The following is a 21,227-nucleotide window of genomic DNA, read 5'->3' as shown; positions in this document are numbered from 1 at the left end:
CTCTTACTTCGCTCCGTCCGCATAGGCGCCGACGAGGCGCACTGCTCCACCATCGACGCCCTTGGCGCCCTGTTCGAATTCACCGGCTGGACGCGGGCCGAAGCCCACGGTCCCGACCTGCCACGAGGGCATGCCCTCGGCGTTCAGAGCGGCGATCGCGGCGTCCTTCTTGTCCGCGGCGACCACCGCGAGGAATCCGATGCCGAGGTTCCAGGTGCCCTCGGCAGATTCCAGCGTGGAGCCGGCGATGTCGCTGAGCACACGGAAGACCGGACTCGGCGACCAGCTGCTGCGGTCGACCTCGGCCCAGCTGCCCTGCGGGAGCACGCGGGCGAGGTTCGCCGCGATGCCGCCGCCGGTGACATGGCTGAGCGCGTGGACGCCGCCGGACAGCTGCTCGATCAGGCGCAGCAGCGGAAGCGTGTACAGGCGGGTCGGCTCGAGGAGCGCCTCGCCCCACGTGGTTCCGAAGTCAGCGGCGTTGTCGCCGTAGGAGATGCCGGCACCGGTGATGATGTGCCGCACGAGGGAGTAGCCGTTGGAGTGCAGTCCGCTGGAAGCCACGGCGATGACCGCGTCGCCATCCTGCACGCGGTCGGCGCCCAGGATCGCATCCGCCTCGACCACACCCGTCGCCGCCCCCGCCACGTCGTAGTCGCGCGGTCCGAGCAGACCGGGGTGCTCCGCCGTCTCGCCGCCGACCAGAGCCGTGCCGGTCGCGGAGCATGCCTCGGCGATGCCGCGCACGATGTCGGCGATGCGCTGCGGATAGACCTTGCCGCACGCGATGTAGTCGGTCATGAAGAGAGGCTTCGCGCCCACCACCACGATGTCGTCGACGACCATGCCGACCAGGTCCTGGCCGATCGTGTCGTGCTTGTCGATGGCCTGCGCGATCGCGACCTTCGTGCCGACGCCGTCGGTACTGGTCGCGAGCAGCGGACGACGGAAGTCGCGCAGCGCGCTGGCGTCGAACAGGCCGGCGAATCCGCCGACACCGCCGAGCACTTCGGGGCCGTGCGTCGCGCGTACGGAGGACTTCATCAGCTCGACGGCGAGATCACCTGCAGCGGTATCGACGCCGGCTTCGGAATAGGGGTTGGTGGGGGAGGCAGCCACGCCCCCAGCCTACCGCCCGGAGCAGGCCACTCTCTCCGCGAAGTCCGACCCGGCCTCGCCAAGCGTCCACCCGAGTTCTCACCCGACGACATATGAACCCGGAGAGCCGCCGCCGTCGACCGTCCGCCTACGATGGGGCCATGGCAGACAAGCCGCAGTGGCTCATCCGCGAAGACGCGAGCGTTCCGGTGCTCGTCGCGCTCGCACTGCGGCAACAGCTCGGGATCCGGGTTCCCGAAGACCTTCCGAGTCTGCGGGAGCTCGCCGTCCGCGCCCCCGATGCCGCCGACGCCTCCCCCGATCTCGAAGCGCAGTGGCGCCATTACTGGGACATGACCGTGGAACCTCGCGCCCACCCCTCGGATGTACCGCTCGAACTCATCGACGGATTCGACACCCTGGTCGCGCTGCCCGCCCGCGGTGCGGAGGAGCTCATGGCGGCGATCGCGCCCCAGGCGACGTCGGCCCTGCTGTATGCGCGTGCCGCGCACGACAGGTACGTGACCTCGATGAAGAGCCATACCGGCGGCGATGCCTACCGCGCGTATGCGAGCGCGATCGCGGAGTTCGAGCGCGAGGTCGGCCGCCGGGCCCACTCGTTCGAGCTGAACGTGCAGGTGCTGCCGTTCTCGCAGCGCGGTATCTGGTGGATCGGGGCTCTCACGGTCGCCGTGACCGATGGACTGCGCCGCGATGTCGTGGCATTCGACGCTGCGATCCGTCCGGTGATCGCCGAGTTGGCGTAGCGGTCAGTCCTCGTCGACGACGGTCTCGCGGTCGACCCGCACGACCCGGTCATGGCGACGGGCGAGACGCTCCAGGATCAGGCCGACGACGCCCCCCAGGGCGATCCCGATCGGGACCGTCCACAGCAACAGGAAGCCGAACACCTGGCCGGGCGGGTAGACGATGTCGAGGGCCTGCGACTCGTCGAAGCTGCCGGTCCAGGTGAGGATGCCGGCCGCGATCACACCGACCACGACGCCGATGCCCATGAGCACGCCGTACCGCGGCACGCGGCGCACGGTCGCTTCGACGGTCTGGTGCGAGTCGGTGGGGGTCATGTCTCCATTGTCCCACCGACGACGGCCGCCGTGCACCGGTGTCACGAGCGGCAGAACGGCCCTCCCCACGTCTGCTGCGGGGAGGGCCGTTCCGTGTCACCGCGATCAGACCTCGGTGGTCGTCTCGGCGGTCTCCGCCACCCGGTTGCGACGGGCGATCAGCACACCGCCGGTCGCAGCGAGGGCGACCACGACCAGACCACCGACGATCCACGGCCACACCGGAGCACCCTCGGCGTCGGCGGGCTCGTCCGCGGCAGTCACCACCGCAGCCGCCTCCGAGTCGGATTCCGGCTTCTCCGCCTCGACGCCGCAGTCCGCGCCGACCGGGATGACAGCCGTGACCGGATCGAGCTCCTCCCCCGCGGCGTAGGTGCCGAAGGCTGAGGCCCCGGCCTCGGTCAGCGTCGTGGGGATCGCGTCGAGCGTCAGCGCGCCATCGACGACTGCGGCATCACCGAGGGCGAACTCCGCGAGGCGGACCCCCTTCTGATCGATGCTCTCCCCGCCCTGCGTGGTGCCGGTCACGTCGAAGACGAGGTAGCCCTTGTCTCCCGCGAGTTCGACCGCCGCGTTCGCGAGTGTCGTGTTCAGCGCGCCGTCATGACCCGTGAAGGTGATGCTGCCGCCGAAGGTGATCAGGCCGGCGAGGCTCTCGTCGTCCAGGGATCCCGCCCCGTTCCCCCACACGTAGTCGGGGTACTCATAGGTCACGTCGGTCAGGGTCCAGCCCCCCTTCGCGATGCCCTCGATGTAGGTGCGGAACGACTCCTTGTAGCCCCACTTGAGCGTGGCGCCCTCCACCGTGCAGACGCCGATCGCCGCCGTCGCCCTGTTCAGGGTGAACACCAGACCACGGTTGACGGAGCCCTGGAACGTGAGCGTGTGCTCGCCGTCCTCGAGTGCGGCGGGAAGGGCACCCGACCAGGTCGCGACACCGTTCTCATCGGCCGCCACCGTGTCGAGGAGCACGGGGGTCGAGTACACGACGACCTTGATCCCCTGCTCGTTCGCCCGGAATCCGGATGCGGACACCGTCGCGGGCTGCCCCGCGGCGAGTGCGGCCAGAGCGGCCTCGTCGGCCTCGATTCCCGCGGTCGCCGGCGGGGTCGGCGGCAGCGTGACCTTCGGCTTCACGACCGCTGCGGCGACCGTGCCGCTCGATCCGGCGGGCGCTGAGGCGACCGAGCCGATCGTGAAGGTCACCGGGTTCAGTGCCGTGCCGTAGCCCGAGAGCACCCGATCGCGTCCCTCAGCGGTCAGCGCCGCGGGAGCCGCCGTGTAGGTCACCGCGCCGTTGGCAGCGACGCGCGCCGCCCCGGACAGGTCGAGCGTCGCGAACGGCACCTGCGCGCCGCCACTGGTGACGTACAGAGTCGCGGCGTTCGTCGAGGTGATGCGGATCGACGGGTTCGAGACCGTCACGTCCAGCACGCCCTGGTGTCCGGTGAAGCGCACCGATCCGCGGTACACGACGCTGCCGAGACCGGTGTTCACGTCGAAGTCGCCCCCGACGGTCTGGCCGAACTGGAACTGACCGCCGGAACGGGTCGCGCCGTCGGAGACCGCGATGGACCCCTTCGCGATGTTGCCCGTGATGTAGTCGGTGAACGACGAGGAGATGGCCCAGCGGAGGGAGCCGCCCGGAACGCTCGCCGCCGGAGCGGTCGGCGTGACCGGTGTGCCCGGTGTCTCCGGTACTTCAGGGTTCTTCACGTCGAGCAGGGCATCCCACTGCGCCGGCGTGATGGTCACGGCGGAGCGCGCGTAGATCGTGCTCGCATCGGGCATCGAGTGCTGCTTCCACACGATCACCTCGTACGACTTCGTGCGGTCGAGGTTCTTCGCCGCGGTCGTGAGGTCGACCGCGAAGGCACCGAACGTGACCTTCTGCACATACTGCATCGCGAGGAAACCGCCGTCGGCGCTCACCTCCGCCTCGGTCCCGGCCTCGATCAGTGCGACGTAGGCGCCGGGGATCTCGCCGAGGTTCGTGGCTGCGGCGTTGACGGTCAGGCCGTCCTTCGCCGTCGCCGTCTTCACCGTCGTCGTCGTCTTCGGCCCCGCAGGGAACAGCGTGTCCCACTGCGCGCCGGTCACCGTGACGGTGCTCCGCCCGTAGATCGTGCTCGCATCGGGCATCGAGTGCTGCTTCCACACGATGACCTCGTACGACTTCGCGCGGTCGAGCGTGTCGGTGGCTGCGGTCAAGTCGACCGAGAGCGCGCCACCAGAGATGTTCCGCACGTACTGCATCGCCAGGAAGCCGCTGCTGCCGGTGACGTTCGCCTCGGTGCCCTTCTCGATCAGCGCGACGTAGGCGCCGGTGATCGCGCCGAGCTGGGAGGCGGAGGCGGTGACGGTGAGCCCGCCGCTCGCGCTCGCAGATTTCACCGTCGTGGTCACGCCCGACGCGACACCGTAGTTCAGGGCGACGCTGCGCTCCTGATCGGCGTTGACCACCCCACCGGCCGCGTACGTGTAGACACCGTAGGAGCCAGGCGTCGCCGCCGCATCCTTCAGGGTGATGGTCGCCTGGAACGTGCCGTCGGCCGCGATGTCGACCCACTGCGCGCGGATCGCGCCCTGGTACTGCGCGGGAACCTGATTCAGCACACCTTCGGCGAGTGCCCAGACCTGCGCGCCCACCGAACGGGCCGACGAGGCGGCACCGGCGGACGGCTGCCACGTAGAGGCGAAGTTGCCGAAGACCACGTAGGTGCCCTGGGGGAGGTGCTTCGGGATCGGCACGCCACGCCCCTCGGTGCCGAGGTTCGCCGTCGGGTCGTAGCCGGATCCCTTCACCACGACCCTGTCGCCCGCCTTGAGCGGCACCCCGGCAGCCGGAGTCGTGCCGTCGGCGAGGAAGACCTCGATCGCCGCAGACTTCGGCGAGGTGCCCGGATCGGTACCCGGATCGGTGCCGGGGTCCGTACCGGGGTCCGTACCGGGGTCCGTACCGGGGTCCGTACCAGGATCGGTGCCAGGATCGGTGCCAGGATCGGTACCAGGATCGGTACCAGGATCGGTGCCAGGGTCGGTACCGGGATCGGTCGGCACGGGACCGAACACGGCGTCCCACTGTCCGGACGAGATGACGACATCGCCGCGACCGTAGATAGTGGCGTCGCTGGGGTTCGAGTGCTTCTGCCACACGAGCACCTCGTAGGACTTCGTCCGATCCAGCGATCCGGCCGGTGCATCGAGCGTGAACGAGCTCGCGCCGGCGGCGACGGTCGGCATCACGAACGCGGCATACCCGCCCCCGCCGCTGAGTCCCGACTCCGTGCCCTTGATGATCAGCGCGGCGTACGCGCCTTCGACCTCGGGCAGGCCGGCGGCCTGCACTTGCACGCTCACGCCGGAGGTGGCTGCCGACGCGACCGTGGCGGTGACCGCAGCGCCGGCCGCGTGCGCGGGCGGGACGATCACCGCACCGGCGGCGACGAGGAGAAGAGAGACGAAAGCGGCGAGCAGCACGCGTATGCGGGTGCTCACCGAGGGTGCGGGGGCTGTGGTGTTCACGGTTCTCCACGGCTCCGGGCGCACCGAGAAGCAGGCGCGCCGGCGGTGCCGCAATGCAGTCGGGCGAGGAAGGAGTTTTGGTTAGGCTTAGCTAAGCAAGCCGCCGGTCCCGAGCGTAGAGGTACGGATCATCGCGCGTCAAGTTTTAGGATAGCCTGCCTAATGCGTCGAGTTCCTGCCCTCCTCTTCGTCGCCGTTCTCGCCCTCGGGCTCACCGCCTGCGCAGAACCGGAGGCCACCGCAGCACCGGCCTCCGTCGCCGATGACGACTGCCCGCAGGCATCCGTCCCGCTCGCATCGCTCGACCTCATCGACGACGTGCGCACGCACGAAGGCCCCTCGACCGCCTGCCTGTCGAGTCACGCGATCGAGCCCGTCGACGACGACACTGCGCCGAAGCTGCCCGTGGCCGTGACCGACAGCGAGGGTCACGAGGTCGAGATCACCGCCGTCGACCGCATCCTCCCGATCGATATCTCCGGCACGATCGCATCGACCGTCTTCGCCCTGGGACTCGGCGACCAGGTCGTCGGTCGCGACGCCTCCACCGTCTTCGCCGGTACCGAAGACCTTCCCGTCGTGACGAAGACCGGTCACACGCTCAATGCCGAGGCGATCCTCGAGCTGGCCCCGACCGTGGTCCTCACCGACACCACGATCGGCCCGAAGGAGGTGCGTCAGCAGTTGCGCGACGCGGGAATCGCGGTCGTCGTGATCTCCAGCGACCGGCGACTCGACACCACCGACGAGCTGGTGACCGAGATCGCCGCCGCTCTCGGTGTGCCGAGCCGCGGTGAAGCACTCATCCAGCGGCTGGATGCATCGGTCGACGAGACGCTCGCGGAGATCGCAGAGGTCGTTCCCGCCGACGAAGCCGAACGCGCACGGATGCTGTTCCTGTACGTGCGCGGCAGCGCGAACGTCTACTACATCTTCGGCGAGGACTCCGGAGCCGATTCGCTGATCGATGCCGTCGGCGGTGTCGACGTGGCGGCCGAGATCGGCTGGGAGGGCATGAAGCCGATGACCGCGGAAGCCCTGGTCGCCGCACAGCCCGACGTCCTCGTGATGATGACCGACGGCCTGGAGTCGGTCGGCGGCATCGACGGACTGATCGAGCGGATCCCCGCCGTGGCAGAGACCCCCGCCGGAGCGAATCGCCGCGTGATCGACATGGCGGACAGCGAGATCCTCAGCTTCGGTCCACGTACCGCCGACGTGATCGGGGCCCTGGCTCGCGCCCTCTACGCCCCCGAGCCCGCGACGTGACCGGCGAGGTCGTCACCCCGACCCCTTCGAGGCACCGGGGTCTGCGCTTCGCGCTGGTGACGGTCGGCCTGATCGTCGCGCTCGCCGTCACCTGCATCGTGTCGATCACGAGCGGACAGTATGACCTCTCCCCCGCATCGCTGATCGGAGTGCTGCTGCGCGGTGTCGGCATCGACACCGCGTGGGCGCCGACGGCTTCCACCGACTACGGTGTGATCTTCAATCTGCGGATGCCGCGCATCGTGCTCGGGCTCCTCGTCGGCGCCGCTCTCGCCGTCTCGGGTGTGCTCATGCAGGCGATCTTCGGCAACCCCCTCGCGGACGCCGGTGTCGTGGGGGTCTCCTCGGGCGCAGCGCTCGGCGCGGCAGCGAGCATCACCTTCGGGCTCGCGACGTTCGGCATGTGGACCACGCCGACGTTCGCGTTCCTCGGGGGGCTGGTCGCAGTGTTCTCGGTGTACTTCATCAGTCGGTCCGGTGGTCGCACCGAGGTCGTGACCCTGCTGCTGACGGGCATCGCGATCAACGCGATCGCGGGCGCCGGTATGGCGTTCTTCACGTTCCTCGGCACCACGTCGACGCGCGAGCAGATCGTGTTCTGGCAGCTGGGATCGCTGAACGGCGCGTTGTGGTCGAACATCCAGCTGGTCGCACCCCTCGTGCTTATCGGCGTCGTCATCGCGCTGGTCGTGGCACCGAGCCTCGACCTCTTCGCCCTCGGCGAGCGCACCGCCAGGCACCTCGGCGTCAATGTCGAGCTGCTGCGGATCGTCGTCATCGTGACCGTCGCGCTGCTGGTGTGCGCGGCGGTCGCGTTCGCGGGGATCATCGGCTTCGCCGGGCTCGTGGTCCCGCACCTGATGCGCATGCTGATCGGGCCGGCCCACCTGCCGCTCGTGATCGCCTCGGCTCTCGGTGGCGCACTGCTCATCGCCGTCGCCGACCTCGTCGCACGCACGGCCGTCCCGCTCGCCGACCTGCCGATCGGGATGATCACCTCGCTCGTGGGCGGCCCGTTCTTCCTGTGGCTGCTCGTGCGCACGCGCCGCCGCTCGGGAGGATGGGCATGACCGTGCGGCTCCGCGGATCGGGGCTCACGGTCCGCGTGGGCGAAGGACGGACGATCCTCGACGACGCCTCCATCGAGATCCACCGCGGAGAGATCCACGCCCTGGTCGGGCCGAACGGGGCAGGCAAGTCCACCCTGTTCGGAGTGCTCGCCGGAGACGTGCCGGCTCACGCAGGGACGGTCGAGCTCGACGGGCGGTCGATCGACCGGATCAAGCCGCGCACGCTCGCCCAGCAGCGCGCTGTCCTCCTGCAGGAGAACACCGTCACGTTTCCCTTCAGCGCCGAACAGGTCGTGCGCATGGGGCGTACTCCGTGGGCACGCACACCCGCGGCCGACGAGGACGACGAGCTGGTGTCCGCAGCGATGACACAGACCGAGGTGACGGCGCTCGGATCGCGGGCCGTGCCCTCACTGTCCGGCGGCGAGCGCGCAAGGGTCGCCCTCGCCCGCGTGATCGCCCAGGCCACCGGCGTCCTGCTGCTCGACGAACCGACCGCTGCTCTCGACCTCAAGCACCACGAAGACGTCATGCGGTTGATCCGGGGACTCGCTGACACGGGGATCGCGGTGGCGATCGTGCTGCACGACCTCAACGCCGCACTCGCGCACGCCGACCGCGTCACCTTGCTCACGGGCGGTCGGGTCGCGGCGACGGGCACAGCGAGCGAGGTGCTCACTGCCGAGCGGATCGAGCAGGTGTACGGCCAGGCGGTCGACGTGTTCCCCCACCCCACGACCGGTGTGCCGCTCGTGGTCGCTCGGCGCTGAACCCTGCGGGGCTAGGACTGTTCGCGAAGCGAGCGGATCATGCTTCGGAGGATCTTCCGTGCTCCCGCCTGCTCCTCCTGTGTCATGCCGGACAGCATCCGGACCTCGACGGAGCGGACGGCCGCCGTCGCCGTCGCGAGACTTTCACGGCCGCGCTCGGTGAGGCGGGCGGGGAGAGTCTTCCCGACAGGCGCTTCCGACGGCCTGGTGACGAACCCCTCGCGTTCGAGCGCCTGGAGCAGGACATTCATCGACTGCCTCGTCACGAATGCGCCCCGTGCGAGATCGGAGTTCGACAGGCCGGGCCGCTGGGAGAGCAGTTCGAGACAGGAGTAGTGGGTGATGGTCATGCCGAGCGGGCGCAGCACCTCTTCCATCGCGGTGCGGAGAGCGCTCGATGCCTCCTTCAGCAGGTAGCCCAACGACGTGTCGAGGTCGATGCCTGCGCGGTCTTGACTCATGTCAGTATTCTGACATACACTCGCCTATGTCAGAAAACTGACACGAAGCGAAGGATTCTCCCATGCCCGTCACCGGCCCCGACTTCATCTCCCTGCAGGCGCGCGACCTCGCCGCCTCCCAGGCGTTCTACGAGCGCTACCTCGGCCTCGTCCGCTCTCCCGCAGGCCCTCCCCACGCCGTGGTGTTCGACACAGCCCCGATCGCATTCGCGCTGCGTGACATCGCACCGGGCACCGACCTGACCGGCGTAGCCCAGCCCGGCATCGGCGCCGCCATCTGGCTGCACGCCACCGATGTCCAGGCCATCCACGATGCACTCCTCGCCGACGGACACACCATCGTCGCGGAACCGATCGACGGCCCGTTCGGTCGGACCTTCACGTTCGCCGATCCCGACGGGTACCGGATCACCCTCCACGACCGCGCCTGACTCCCCGCCGCGTGCCTGCCCGCCGCTACGCTGGAGGATCGCCCACCGGAGGATCGATACGCCATGCCGTCTGCATCCGAACTGCTCGACATCGCCCTCTCCGCCGCCGCTGCCGGCGCCGCAGTCCTCGCCGAGGCGGCAGACGAGCGCGATGCATCGCCCGACGCACTCGGCCTTCGCACGAAGGGCGCGTCCGGCGACGTGGTGACCGAGATCGACCTGCGCGCCGAACGCGCGATTCGCGCTGTGATCGCCGAACACCGCCCCGACGACGAGGTGTCGGGCGAGGAGTACGCGACCACCGGCACCGGCTCCGCGCTCCGCTGGTCGATCGACCCGCTCGACGGCACCTCGAACTTCGTGCGCGGACTGCCGCACTACGGGTCGTCGGTCGCGGTGCAGGACGTGCACTCCGGCGCCTGGCTCGCCGGCGTGGTGCACGCCCCCGAGCTCGAGCACGTCTACTCCGCCGGAGCGGGACTGGGGGCGTACCGCGAGTCCCGCGGCACGCGGCGAAGGCTTCACGGGCCGGCAGCAGACGCGACCCCTGTGCTGCTCGCAGTCGGCTTCTCGTACGACGCCGAGCAGCGGGCGCGGCAGCTCACCGACCTGCCGGCGAGGATGTCGGCGTTCACGGATCTCCGCAGCGTGGGCTCGGCAGCGCTCGGGCTGTGCCTCGTGGCAGAGGGCAGCGTCGACGCCTTCATCGAGACCGACCTGTACGAGTTCGACTGGGCGGCGGGCGCGCTGATCGCCGAAGAGGCCGGGCTCATCGTGAAGCGTCCGGCGACGATGCGCGGCGGCATCGTCGCTCACCCGCCGCATCTGCCGGTCCACTAGAGGATCTGGCAAAGCCCGGAGGGATCTGCCCGGCACCATACAATCGCGGTGAAGGCGACGCGCCAGGCCGGGATACCGGCAACGGCGAAGGGGTGCGAGGGAGGGCCAGGATGTTCGGTTCGAAGAAGAAGAAGCAGCGCCTCAACGATCTGATGGAGCAGCTCAGGCCCGATCTGAGTCGGGAATCGCTCGGCGTCGGACCCGACTTCCCCGGCGTCGCCCCGAACCCGCTCCTGAGCGGTGAGGCACGCACTCGCAATGCAGAACTGCGTACGGGCGAGCTTGCGCTCGGCGTTCTCGTCGACTGGCGAGAGGTCAACAGCAACCCCCGTGTGGTCCTGATGCTCGACGTGGAGACCGCCGACGGGATCTCGTTCCGCGGTATCGCCGACGAAGACCTCACCATCACCGACCTCACCCGGCTCGCGCCAGGACAGACGATGCCCGTGCGCTACCGGCCGGCCGTCATGGACCACTACGTCACCCTCGCCCGAGACGCGGACCCCGCCCTCGTGCAGCAGCTCGCTGACGAGATCGCGCGACGCAAACGGGCCTGACCCGCAGCCCTATGCGCCGGTCTGACCGGTCCCGTCCTGAGCCCGCACGATCTCCTCGACGAAGCGCGCGACGGCGACAGAACCGGGATCCGCGTGACCGACCGAGCGCTCCTGCTGCCATCCGGCGCGACCGCGTCGTGACTGCCATCCGGTGCTCTCGGTGACCGCGGCGAGCGCCGCCTTCGAAGCCGCGCCCGCATCCGCCCCGGCCTCCAGCGCCTCAGCGATCGGGAGGAGCACGTCGATCACGGTCTTGTCACCGGGCACGGCCCCGCCCTGTGCGCCGATCTTCGCCGCCGCAGTGCGCACGACGTCGATGAGACCCGCACGGTCGAGGTGTGCACCCACGGGCGTCTGCTCCGCCGCGGCGAGCAGACCGTTGCCGATCAGGGCCGCGAACGTCGACGGGTTCGCTGCGGCGAATGCGTCACCCGAAGCACGCAGCACGCTGCGGGCATCGAGGTCGTCCGGAAGCTGCTGCAGCATATCTGCGACCGCCGCGCTGCCCACCGCGACCGTGACGCCGAGGTCTCCGTCGCCGAGCGCGGCATCCAGGGCGCGCAGCTCTTCGCGGTGTCGCTCCATCCGCGGCAGCACGGTGAGGAGCAGGTCGCGCAGGTCGCTACGGGACCCGACCACCGTCGCCTCGACAGCGACTGCATCTTCGTCCACGGCCGCGCCTGCGGTGAACGCCTCCCCCACCGGAACAGTGCCCTGACGGAAGAACGGCGACCCCGCCGGGTCATGCAGGAGCTCCTCCAACTCATCATCGAGCTGCATGATCGAGAGCGACGCTCCGGCCATCTCCAGGCTCGTGACGTACTCCCCGATGAGCCGGTAGCCGATGGTGACCCCCGCGTCCGCGAGCGTGTGGTGCACTCGGCGGTAGATCACGTAGAGCTCTTCGAGCGGTGTCGATCCCAGACCGTTCACGAGCACGGCAACGCGCCGTCCCTCACTCAGGTCGAGTTCGGTACCGATCTCGACCAGGAACCGATCCGTGATGGCATTGGCCGTCTCGAGAGGGCCGCGGTGGCTGCCGCGCTCTCCGTGGATGCCGACGCCGATCTCCATCTCGCCCTCATCCAGCGTGAAGGTCTCCTCCCCCGCGGCCGGGAGAACGGTCGGCGAGAGACCGACGCCCATCGTGCGAGTCGAATCGGCGGCCTTGCGGGTCACGCGCTCGACCTCGGCGAGAGAGGCGCCGCGATCGGCCATCGCTCCGGCGACCTTGTAGACGAGGACGAGCCCGGCCACCCCGCGGCGCGACTCCGCCCGCTCGCTCGGTGCGGACTGGATGTCGTCCGCCCCGAGCACCGTGCGCACCTCGATGCCCTCGGCACGGCAGCGCTCGGCCGCGATGTCGAAGTTCAGCACATCGCCGCCGTAGTTGCCGTAGAGATAGAGGAGTCCGGCGTCCGAGTGCACGGCCACCGAGGCCGCGTGGATCTGAGCGGAGCTCGGCGAGGAGAAGACGTTGCCCACGGCGACCGCCGAGCACAGCCCGCGGCCGACGTATCCGAGGAAGAACGGCAGGTGTCCCGAGCCGCCACCCGTGACGATGCCGACGCGCCCCGGTGCCGGAGCATCCGTCCGCGCCAGCGCGCGCCGGTCCGCGGTGACCGCCCGCAGCTCATCGGGGTGCGCGAGGAGGATGCCCTCCAGCGTCTCGTCGACGAACGTCTGAGGGTCGTTGATGATCTTGCGCATGTCAGTGCTCCTCTCCGGAGAGGATCGGATCGTACGTCGTGCGGTCGATGAGCGCCCGACCATCCGCCTCGAGCCGTCCCGAGGCGCGGAGGTCCTTCACGATGTCCCAGTGGATCGCCGACTCGTTCGTGCCCCCGCACTGCGGGTACGAGCGGCCGAGAGCGATGTGGACGGTGCCGAGGATCTTCTCGTCGATCAGCAGGTCGCCGGTCATGGTCTGCACATGCGGGTTGGTGCCGATGCCGAGCTCTCCCACACGGCGAGCGCCGTCGGCGTCGAGGATACGCTCCACCAGGTCGAGGCCACGGGTGGCCGACACCTTCTCCACCCGCCCTGCGACGAAGTCGAGTCGGAGGTCGGTGATGGTCGCGCCGCCGAACCAGAACGAGCCGGGGAAGGTGATGTGCCCCTCGACGCCGTCCTCAACCGGTGCGGTCGCGACCTCGCCGTCGGGCAGGTTCGCCTCCCCCGCGAACGGCACCCACGTGCGGCCGGCGCAGTTCAGGCGCAGATCGGTGTCGTCATCGAGGATGCGCACCAGCGAGGTGGTGTTCAACGCGGCGCACAGCCGATCGAGGTGGGCGCGGTGCGCGGTCCAGTCGGCGAGGGTGCCGGCGAAGAACTCCTGCTCCAGCTGTTCCCTCGGGACTCCGATGAGCGTCGCCCATTCGGGTGTGGGGATGCGCACGAGCGTCCACTTCGTTCCCTGCCACCGCGCGGTCGACACGAGGCCCTTGCCCTCCCGCTGCAGGCTGAGCCTGGCGCCGTCGATCTCATCCGCGGGCGGTTCCATGCCGCGGAACGAGACGTGCACGTCTGCCCACTCCATCGATGCCAGCTCGAGAGGTGCCGCCTCACGCAGCAGAGATTCGCTCGCGTGCTCCAGCGCGAAGCGGTCGTACTTCTCCTCTACGAGCAGCACCTGGGGCATCCCGCCACGGCGGTACACCTCTTCGACGAAGGCGTCGACCGCGTCGAGCACGGAAGCCGTGGTCGCGAACACCGAGACCCTCGTCCCCTGCCCGACCTCGTTCACCTCGGCCAGATGCACGGCCAGTTCCTGCCACCTGCTCATCAGTCCACCTCTCTCAGCGCGCGCAGCGCGCGGTACGTCTTCGGGAATCGTTCGTAAGCCGTCTGCAGCTGCGGGTTGGCGTCCTCGTCGGGCACGACCTCGCCCGAGAAGGCGACCCAGCTCGCGGCCTGCTCCTCGGTCACGATGCCGAGTCCGATCGCTGCGAGCATCGCATCGCCGTACGCGGCTCCGAGGGTTGCGGCCGTGCGCTGGTGAAGGCCCGTCAAGTCGCCGACCGTCTGCACCAGCACCTCGTTGTGCGTTCCGCCGCCGATCGCGACCACGCGCGGCGCTGCGGCACCGCCATCCAGCAACGCGGAGACGGCGAGCGCTATCGACTGCCCGACGCCCTCGACCACCGCGCGCGCGAGGTCGGCGCGGCCCGTCGACAGCGTGAGGCCGCTGAAGGATGCTCGCGCATCGGCGTCGTGCAGCGGTGTGCGCTCCCCGCTGAAGTGCGGCAGGTGCAGCACTCCGTTCGCGCCGGGCGGGGCCGAACGGACGAGTTCCATCAAGCGCCCGAACATCGCGGTGTCACCGTCGCCATGGTCGAGTCCGAGCAGGTCGGCGATCCACCGTGTCGCCGTGCCGGCCGTCGAGGTGCCGGCCGCGAGCACGTAGCGCCCACGGAGTGCGAACGGCGCCGCCCACAACCGCGGATCCGCATGCGGCTCATCGGTCACGCGGATGAAGTAGCCGCTCGATCCGTACATGAGCATCAGGTCGTCGGCCGCCATGACCGAGGCGCCGACCGCTTCTGCGACGGCATCCGTCGTGCCGACCAGCACCGGAGTTCCCTCGGGGATGCCGGTCGCCGCGGCAGCCGCGGCGGTGACGGCGCCGGCGACATCCGTCGACCACCCGAGCGGGGGCAGGGTCTCCGGGCGGATCAGGTCGTCGATCCCGTCGAGGTTCCACTCCAGCCGAGCGAGGTCGTAGCAGGGGTGGAAGTACCCGGCCGTCGCATGGTCGATCACGACCTGACCGGTCAGGCGCGCAACGAGGTAGCTCTGGCTCGTGAGGTACCACCGGGTTCGGGCGGCGACCTCGGGCTCGTTGCGCTCGATCCACAGGATCTTCGGCCCCGAGGACTGGCTCGTGAGGGCGTTGCCCGCCCGCCGGAAGATCTCCTCGCGCCCGAGACGCGTCTCGAGCAGATCGATCTCCTCGGTGGCTCTGGTGTCGACGCCGTAGAGGATCGCAGGGCGCAGTGGACGCAGCTCGGCATCGACCGGGAGCACGCACGGACCGATCGCACTGCACGCGACCGCGACGATCGCGGCATCCGGAACCGCCTGACGCAGAGTCGAGGCGACCTCGACGAGGTCATGCCACCACACCGCATCCGCGTCCTGCTCGACCATGCCGGGCGCCGGGGTGCTGATGCCGTGCCGAGAGCGCGCCTCGGCGTGCACGTGACCGGTGGCATCGACCAGCACGCCCTTGGTCTCGTATGTTCCGACATCAATGCCAAGGAACAGTTCCATCAGGATGCCTTTCGGATGCGGTTCAGGCGCGGGGGATCTCGGCGAGCGCGATCGTCTCGGTCTGGCTGCTCGGTGCACGGCGTGGCCTTCGCCTCACCCTCACCTGATCGAACACCATCACGGCGATCAGGATCACCCCCTGCGCGATCGCGTATTCATATGCCGAGAGCCGGATGGCCGTGAAGCCGGACTGCACGACCTGCAGCACGAGCGTCGCGAGGACCACGCCGGTGATGGTCGCGAAGCCGCCGGTCGGGTTCGTGCCGCCGAGCACGGCGATCACGATCACGAGCAGCACGTACGACGTGCCGTAGTCGGCGCTCGCGGTGGGGTTGCGTGAGAGGAACACGAGCCCTGCAATGCCGCCGAGCAGCCCCGTCGTCACATACGTGCCGTAGAGCACGCTCGTGCTGCGGATACCCGAGTACATCGCCGCCGTCGGGTTCGCCCCCTGCAGCTGAGTGCGCCGTCCGAACGGCGTGCGCGTGATCAGCACCCCGATCAGAACAGCGACCACGAGGAATTCGAGGAACAGGACAGGGATGCCGCCGACCGTCGCCTGCCCGACCGAGGAGAGCACCGCCGGGGCGCCGTAGAGCGTGGTGCCCCCGGTCCAGACGATCGCGATGCCGTTGAAGATCTGCATCGTGGCGAGCGTCGCGAGGATGGGCGTGATGCCGACGGTCGCGATCAGGAAGCCGTTGACGGCTCCCGCGAGCGCGCCGACCAGGACGCCGACCAGGGCGATGAGGCCGCCCATCGACTCCGCCGTGGCCGGATCGCTGCTCGCGATCGCGGTGAACATCGTGCTGACGGTGATCGCCGAGAGGTTCGCGATCGCGACCAGGGACAGGTCGATCCCGCCGGTGAGCATCGCGAGGGCCATGGCGATCGCCAGGATGCCCACCTCCGGCGAGGCGACCATCATGTTCTGCAGGTTGATCGGATTGAGGAAGACCCTCGGGTTCAGGATCGCGAACAGCCCGAAGGCGAGCGCGAACAGCACCAGCATCCGACCGACGCCGCGGCCGACGTGGATACGGCCGAGCAGGGAGCGCACCGACCGATCGACCTGGTCGTTCATCCGGGCGAACTGCCCGGGAGGGGTCGACTGAGGCATGGTCATTCCTTCACCGTGTCGAGGACGAACGTCCGGCGAGAGGCGCGGCGGGCCATGACGGCCTGGATCCCCACGCCGATCACCAGCAGGAACCCGACGGCGGCGCGCTGCCAGGCCGTTGGCACGCCCATCAGGATGAGACTGTTGTTGATGATCTGTACCAGCAGCACGCCGAGCACTGTGCCGGTGACGGTACCGCGCCCGCCGAAGATCGAGGCGCCGCCGAGCACGACAGCCGCGATCACGTCGAGCTCGGTACCCACCAGGTCCTGCGGGTTCGCGCTGCGGCCCAGCACGACGTGGATGAGTCCGCCGATCGCGGCGACCGCCCCGACCAGCACGTAGAGCATGATCTGCAGGCGCACGACCGGGAATCCGGCACGTCGTGCCCCTTCCAGGTCACCACCCATCGCGTAGATGCCCCTGCCGAACATCGTGCGGCGCAGCAGGAACGCGGCCCCGAACACGAGCAGCACGACCGGCACGATCAGCATCGGCAGGTACGCGCGGGTCGATTCGACCGAGATCAGGTTCGCGGTCGACAGCCAGGAGATGCCGTCGGGCAGCTCGGCGATGTACTTGGAGCCGATGTAGGCGAGCAGCACGCCCTTGAAGATGCCCTGTGTCGCGAGAGTCACGATCAGGGTCGGGAGCCGGAACCGGGCGATCACGATGCCGTTGACGAACCCGAGGGCGCCGCCGATCACGATCGCGAAGGCGAGGATGCCGACGAGGCCGAAGTCCACGCCCCCGCCCTGGGCGAGCGACACCGTCGTGTATGCGGCGAAGATTCCGATCGCGGCGAACGACACGTCGATGCCGCCGGAGATGATCACGAAGAGCACCGCGAGCGCGAACACCATCGGGACCAGCGCCGAGCGCAGGATCGAGAACAGTGTGTGCACGCTGAAGAAAGCGGGGTTCACGGCACACATCACGATCACCAGGACGACGATGATGCTCGCGAGCACGAGCTCGTTCGACATGCGTCCGATGCGGGGAAGGCGGATGCGGGTGTCGGTGGCGCTCACGCGGCCATCACCTCCTGGATTCGGGGCGCTGCGATGTCGTCGCCCGCCAGTCGTGAGACGATCTCGCCGCGACGCACCACGAGCACCCGGTTGCAGAGCGAGACGAGCTCGGGAACGTCGTCGGAGATCATGATCACGCCCATCCCGTCGCTCGCTGCCTCGCGGAGGATCTGCAGGATCTCCTCCTTCGAGCCCACGTCGACGCCGACCGTCGGTCCGTTCAGGATCAGCACGCGCGGCTTGGTCGCGAGCCACTTCGCCAGCACGACCCGCTGCGCGTTTCCGCCGGAGAGCGACCGCACGGGTGCCTCGACGCTCGGCGCCTTGATGCGCAGGCGCGAGAAGAGACGGGAGATGGTCTCGGCGGTGCGCTTGCGACTCAGCAGCACCTTGCCGACAGCGTGCTCGCTCAGCGAGCCCGCGATGATGTTGTCGGAGATCGACTTGTCCAGGAACAGGCCCTGCGTGAGCCGGTCCTCCGGAACGTACCCGATGCCCGCCTCGACGGAGGCCCGGATGCTGCCGGGTCGCACGGCGCGGCCGCCGACGGTGACGGCTCCCGACTGGGGGGTCAACAGGCCGAACAACGCGTCGGCGATCTCGCCACGACCCGAGCCGAGCAGACCGGTGAGGCCGAGGATCTCGCCCGGCTGCAGGTCGAAGGAGACATCGGTGAAGGCACCGGGAAGATCGAGGTGCTCGACGCGCAGCAGCGGCTCGGCGTCGTCATCGACCTCGACCACGACGCGCGAGTCGTCGACGGCGCGGCCCGTCATCGCGTGGGTGAGGGAGGCGACGTCGAACTCGTCGGCCGGGCCGTTCGCGACCAGGCGCCCGGAGCGCAGCACCGTGATGTCCTGCGACACCTGCAGCACCTCGTCGAGCTTGTGGCTGACGAACACCAGGGCGACACCGCGCTGCTGCAGCCGCCGCACGAGGGCGAAGAGCCGCTCGACCTCGGAGTGCGTGAGAGCGGTTGTCGGCTCGTCCATGAAGATGACCCGCGCGTCCTGCACGAGCGCCCGGCAGATCGCCGTGAGCTGTCGGTCGGCGACCGAGAGCCGTTCGACGTCGGCGTCGAGGTCGAGGGTGAGTCCCAGCTCCTCCACGATGCGCTGCGCCTCGGGACGGCGGTTCTTCGCGCTGTAGAGCTTGCGTCGCGCGGCGATCGCGGCCGGGAGCACGATGTTCTCCGCCACGGTCAGGTTGGGGAAGAGCGAGAAGTCCTGGTAGATGACCTGGATACCGGCTCGCAGGGCCTGGGTCGGCGAGAGGTGGGTAAGCGGTTCGCCGTCGAGCAGGATCTCGCCGGCCTCCGGCTTCTCGACCCCGCTGATGATCTTGATGAGCGTGGACTTGCCGCACCCGTTCTCGCCGGCCAGACAGTGCACCCGCCCGGGGTAGAGGGTGATGCCGACGTCGTCGAGCGCGACGACCCCGCCGAACACCTTCCGCACGCCTCTGACCTCGAGAACGGGTCCGGCATCGGGAGCGAGCCCGGCCTCGGATGCCGGCTGCGCCTGTTCTTCGTTCATGTTCTTCCTCCGAGGCGGGGCCGCGCGCTGGCGGCCCCGCCCTGAGTGGTGGTGGACGTCGGGATCAGAAGTCGTAGTCGTCGACGTTGTCCTTGTCGACGATGACCGCGGCGTCACCCACGTACACGTTGTCGAAGCCGTCGAGCTTCTTCAGGGAGTTGTAGCCCTCGATGCCGAGGTCGGTGCCGTCGGTGATCTTCTCTCCGTCGACGAGCAGCTGAGCGATCTTGAGCTGCGCCTTGCCGGCCATCGCCGGGTCCCAGAAGAAGATCTTGTCGATCGATCCGTCGACGATGTACTTCTTCGCCACCGACGGGATGCTGGTGCCCATCACGCAGACCTGATCCTCCAGGCCCGCCTCCTGCACCGCCCGGGCGATACCGGCGACATCCGTGCCGGCCGAGCCCTGGAAGCCCTTGATGTCGGGGTACTTCGCGAGCAGCTCCTTCGCGCGCTGGTAGGCGACGTTCTCGTCTTCCTTGCTCTCGACCGGCTCCTCGACGCGAGTCAGGTCGGGGTACTCCGCCTGCTGCTGGTCGTAGGCGCCGCCGACCCAGTCCATGTGGGTCTTGGCCGTGAGGCCACCGACGAACGAGACGTACTGTCCCGAGTCGCCCATGCACTCGGCGAGGTTGTCCATGATCTTCGCGCCGTAGGCCCGGTTGTCGAACGCCTCGATGTCGATGTCGGCGTTCTTGATGCCCGCCGCCTCGTGAGCGACGACGATGATCCCCTGGTCCCTGGCCTGCTTGAGCACGGATTCCAGCGCCTCGGGCGAGTTGGGGACGACCGTGATCGCGGCGGGCGACTGCGCGATCAGGTCCTGGATGATCTGGATCTGCTTCTCGGGGCTGGCGTCATCCGCACCCTCCTGGCGGGCGTCGATCCCGGTCTCCTCGGCGAACTCCTTGACGCCGACCTCCATACGGTCGAACCAGCCGACACCCGAGATCTTGACCACGGTGACCATCGCGCCGTCTTCGGTGCTTCCGCCGGTCTCGCCACCACCGGTGGTGCCGCCGACCTGACCGCAGCCGGCGAGGGCGAGCATCGCCACGGCACCGAATCCGACACCTGCAAGCAACTTCGTCTTACGCATGTTCCACTCCTTCGTGTGTGAGCCAGTGTTAGTTTCCACCACCCCCAGGGAGGAATGGGAAGAAATCTCATCGCTGTGGAACAGTAAAACGTGATCCTGCCGCTTGTCAATGCGAAATCTCACACCCGTTGCGCAACCGTTGCGCAACGGGGAGGCCGAAGGAGCGACGCGGCTAGAGCGCGGCGACGGCCTCGATCTGCACGCCGGCAGCCCGCAGGCCGACAAGCGCGGGATGATCCACCGCGCCGTCGGTCACCAGCAGATCGATCTCGCCTGGACCTGCGACATTCGTCAGGTGCACCCGACCGAGTTTCGATGCGTCGGCGACGACGATGACCCGGTCGCACGCATCGATCGCCGCGCGCTTCACCGCACCCTCTTCATTGCTGTAGTCCGAGAGGCCGCGCTTGCCGTCGACACCCGAGACGCCCATCACGTACACGTCGCAGTTGTAGCGCTTGAACGCCTCGATCGACTCGGCCCCGACCAGGCTGAGCTCGCCGGGGCGCACACGCCCACCCGTGACGAGGATCGTGGTGTTGGGCTCGTCGTGGAGCTCGAGGGCGACGAGGATGCTGGGCGTGACGACGGTGAGCCCGAGGCCCTTGCCGACGATCGCGCGGGCCACCGCGAGGGCGGTGCTGCCGCTGTCGAGCACGACGGTCTCGCCGTGGTCGAGGTGAGCGACGGCCGCTGCGGCGATGTTGATCTTCTCGCGCGCCCCCATCAGCGCCCGGGAGTTGAATCCCGGCTCCACGGCGGTCCCGTGGGCTGCGATCACACCACCCGTCACCCGACGTACGCTGCCGCGCTCCTCGAGGAGTTCCAGGTCGCGCCTGATGGTCATCTCGGAGACGTCGAACTCCAGGGCGAGGGCCTTGAACTCGGCCTCGCCGTCAGAGAGGACCCGCTGTTCGATCAGCGCGCGGCGCTCGTGGGCTTCCATCCCTACCTCCTCGTGTGGCAGATCCCACCTTAGGCGACCCGCTTGTGTGAATGAGTAACTTGTGCTTTGCTCATCGTGAATCTTTCACAGTGCTTGTGATCCATTCCGAAGAAACGAG

The 21,227-nt window shown here is 68.9% G+C and carries 19 protein-coding genes; 7 read left to right on the top strand and 12 right to left on the bottom strand.

Annotated features, from left to right (window positions below; genetic code table 11):
* Positions 1-3 precede the first annotated feature (3 nt).
* Positions 4-1,119, bottom strand: coding sequence for a phosphoribosylformylglycinamidine cyclo-ligase (gene purM, locus FFS56_RS06680; RefSeq protein ID WP_046746859.1), 1,116 nt, complete (start codon positions 1,117-1,119; stop codon positions 4-6).
* 140 nt (positions 1,120-1,259) lie between these two features.
* Here purM and FFS56_RS06675 point away from each other — a divergent pair, with 140 nt between their 5' ends.
* Positions 1,260-1,865 carry a zinc-binding alcohol dehydrogenase gene (locus tag FFS56_RS06675; RefSeq protein ID WP_082108549.1) on the top strand — a complete coding sequence of 202 codons (606 nt, stop codon included), beginning with the start codon at positions 1,260-1,262 and terminating at the stop codon, positions 1,863-1,865.
* A 3-nt stretch (positions 1,866-1,868) separates the two neighbouring features.
* On the opposite strand, the gene FFS56_RS06670 is transcribed toward FFS56_RS06675, so the two are convergent.
* The gene (locus FFS56_RS06670; protein WP_058631637.1) at positions 1,869-2,183 is read right to left on the bottom strand and encodes a hypothetical protein; all 315 of its coding nucleotides are present in this window, start codon (positions 2,181-2,183) and stop codon (positions 1,869-1,871) included.
* A 105-nt stretch (positions 2,184-2,288) separates the two neighbouring features.
* Entirely contained in the window at positions 2,289-5,708 is a 3,420-nt protein-coding gene (locus FFS56_RS06665) for an HtaA domain-containing protein (RefSeq protein WP_127011704.1), read from the bottom strand.
* A gap of 162 nt (positions 5,709-5,870) precedes the next feature.
* Here FFS56_RS06665 and FFS56_RS06660 point away from each other — a divergent pair, with 162 nt between their 5' ends.
* The 3 genes from FFS56_RS06660 to FFS56_RS06650 are packed head-to-tail and all read left to right on the top strand — an operon-like array spanning position 5,871 to position 8,817.
* The gene (locus tag FFS56_RS06660) at positions 5,871-6,977 is read left to right on the top strand and encodes an ABC transporter substrate-binding protein (RefSeq protein WP_046746856.1); all 1,107 of its coding nucleotides are present in this window, start codon (positions 5,871-5,873) and stop codon (positions 6,975-6,977) included.
* Positions 6,974-8,047, top strand: coding sequence for an iron ABC transporter permease (locus FFS56_RS06655; protein WP_127011703.1), 1,074 nt, complete (start codon positions 6,974-6,976; stop codon positions 8,045-8,047). The genes FFS56_RS06660 and FFS56_RS06655 overlap by 4 nt, the downstream gene beginning before the upstream one ends.
* On the top strand, positions 8,044-8,817 hold the full coding sequence (locus tag FFS56_RS06650) for a heme ABC transporter ATP-binding protein (RefSeq protein ID WP_127011702.1): 774 nt from the start codon (positions 8,044-8,046) through the stop codon (positions 8,815-8,817). Before FFS56_RS06655 ends, FFS56_RS06650 begins: the two co-directional genes overlap by 4 nt.
* 11 nt (positions 8,818-8,828) lie before the next feature.
* Here FFS56_RS06650 and FFS56_RS06645 read toward each other — a convergent pair whose 3' ends face one another.
* Entirely contained in the window at positions 8,829-9,278 is a 450-nt protein-coding gene (locus FFS56_RS06645) for a MarR family transcriptional regulator (RefSeq protein ID WP_127011701.1), read from the bottom strand.
* Positions 9,279-9,340: 62 nt separating this feature from the next.
* On the opposite strand from FFS56_RS06645, the gene FFS56_RS06640 reads away from it, so the two are divergent.
* The 3 genes from FFS56_RS06640 to FFS56_RS06630 all read left to right on the top strand — a co-directional run bounded on the left by FFS56_RS06640 (position 9,341) and on the right by FFS56_RS06630 (position 11,106).
* Positions 9,341-9,709, top strand: coding sequence for a VOC family protein (locus tag FFS56_RS06640; RefSeq protein ID WP_046746852.1), 369 nt, complete (start codon positions 9,341-9,343; stop codon positions 9,707-9,709).
* Positions 9,710-9,772: 63 nt separating this feature from the next.
* Positions 9,773-10,549, top strand: a complete 777-nt coding sequence (locus FFS56_RS06635) for an inositol monophosphatase (RefSeq protein WP_127011700.1) — start codon at positions 9,773-9,775, stop codon at positions 10,547-10,549.
* A 110-nt stretch (positions 10,550-10,659) separates the two neighbouring features.
* Positions 10,660-11,106, top strand: coding sequence for a hypothetical protein (locus FFS56_RS06630; RefSeq protein ID WP_046746850.1), 447 nt, complete (start codon positions 10,660-10,662; stop codon positions 11,104-11,106).
* A 9-nt stretch (positions 11,107-11,115) separates the two neighbouring features.
* Here FFS56_RS06630 and FFS56_RS06625 read toward each other — a convergent pair whose 3' ends face one another.
* From FFS56_RS06625 to FFS56_RS06590, 8 genes are all read right to left on the bottom strand, one after another.
* Positions 11,116-12,816, bottom strand: a complete 1,701-nt coding sequence (locus FFS56_RS06625) for a dihydroxyacetone kinase family protein (RefSeq protein WP_127011699.1) — start codon at positions 12,814-12,816, stop codon at positions 11,116-11,118.
* A gap of 1 nt (position 12,817) precedes the next feature.
* Entirely contained in the window at positions 12,818-13,891 is a 1,074-nt protein-coding gene (locus tag FFS56_RS06620) for an aminopeptidase (protein WP_127011698.1), read from the bottom strand.
* Complete coding sequence (locus FFS56_RS06615) at positions 13,891-15,378, bottom strand: FGGY family carbohydrate kinase (RefSeq protein WP_127011697.1); 1,488 nt, start codon at positions 15,376-15,378, stop codon at positions 13,891-13,893. Before FFS56_RS06615 ends, FFS56_RS06620 begins: the two co-directional genes overlap by 1 nt.
* 22 nt (positions 15,379-15,400) lie before the next feature.
* Entirely contained in the window at positions 15,401-16,498 is a 1,098-nt protein-coding gene (locus tag FFS56_RS06610; RefSeq protein WP_082108545.1) for an ABC transporter permease, read from the bottom strand.
* Between the two features lie 2 nt (positions 16,499-16,500).
* Positions 16,501-17,529, bottom strand: coding sequence for an ABC transporter permease (locus FFS56_RS06605; RefSeq protein ID WP_231589643.1), 1,029 nt, complete (start codon positions 17,527-17,529; stop codon positions 16,501-16,503).
* A complete protein-coding gene (locus FFS56_RS06600) occupies positions 17,526-19,064 on the bottom strand; it encodes a sugar ABC transporter ATP-binding protein (RefSeq protein ID WP_046746848.1) in 1,539 nt (512 codons plus the stop codon). Before FFS56_RS06600 ends, FFS56_RS06605 begins: the two co-directional genes overlap by 4 nt.
* 64 nt (positions 19,065-19,128) lie before the next feature.
* Complete coding sequence (locus FFS56_RS06595; protein ID WP_046746847.1) at positions 19,129-20,163, bottom strand: autoinducer 2 ABC transporter substrate-binding protein; 1,035 nt, start codon at positions 20,161-20,163, stop codon at positions 19,129-19,131.
* A gap of 172 nt (positions 20,164-20,335) precedes the next feature.
* A complete protein-coding gene (locus tag FFS56_RS06590) occupies positions 20,336-21,109 on the bottom strand; it encodes a DeoR/GlpR family DNA-binding transcription regulator (protein ID WP_046746846.1) in 774 nt (257 codons plus the stop codon).
* Positions 21,110-21,227: the final 118 nt, after the last annotated feature.

It is taken from the genome of Microbacterium sp. Beta (assembly GCF_005502545.1).
GTDB lineage: Bacteria > Actinomycetota > Actinomycetes > Actinomycetales > Microbacteriaceae > Microbacterium > Microbacterium oxydans.
This window is presented reverse-complemented; position numbering and strand designations above follow the sequence as displayed.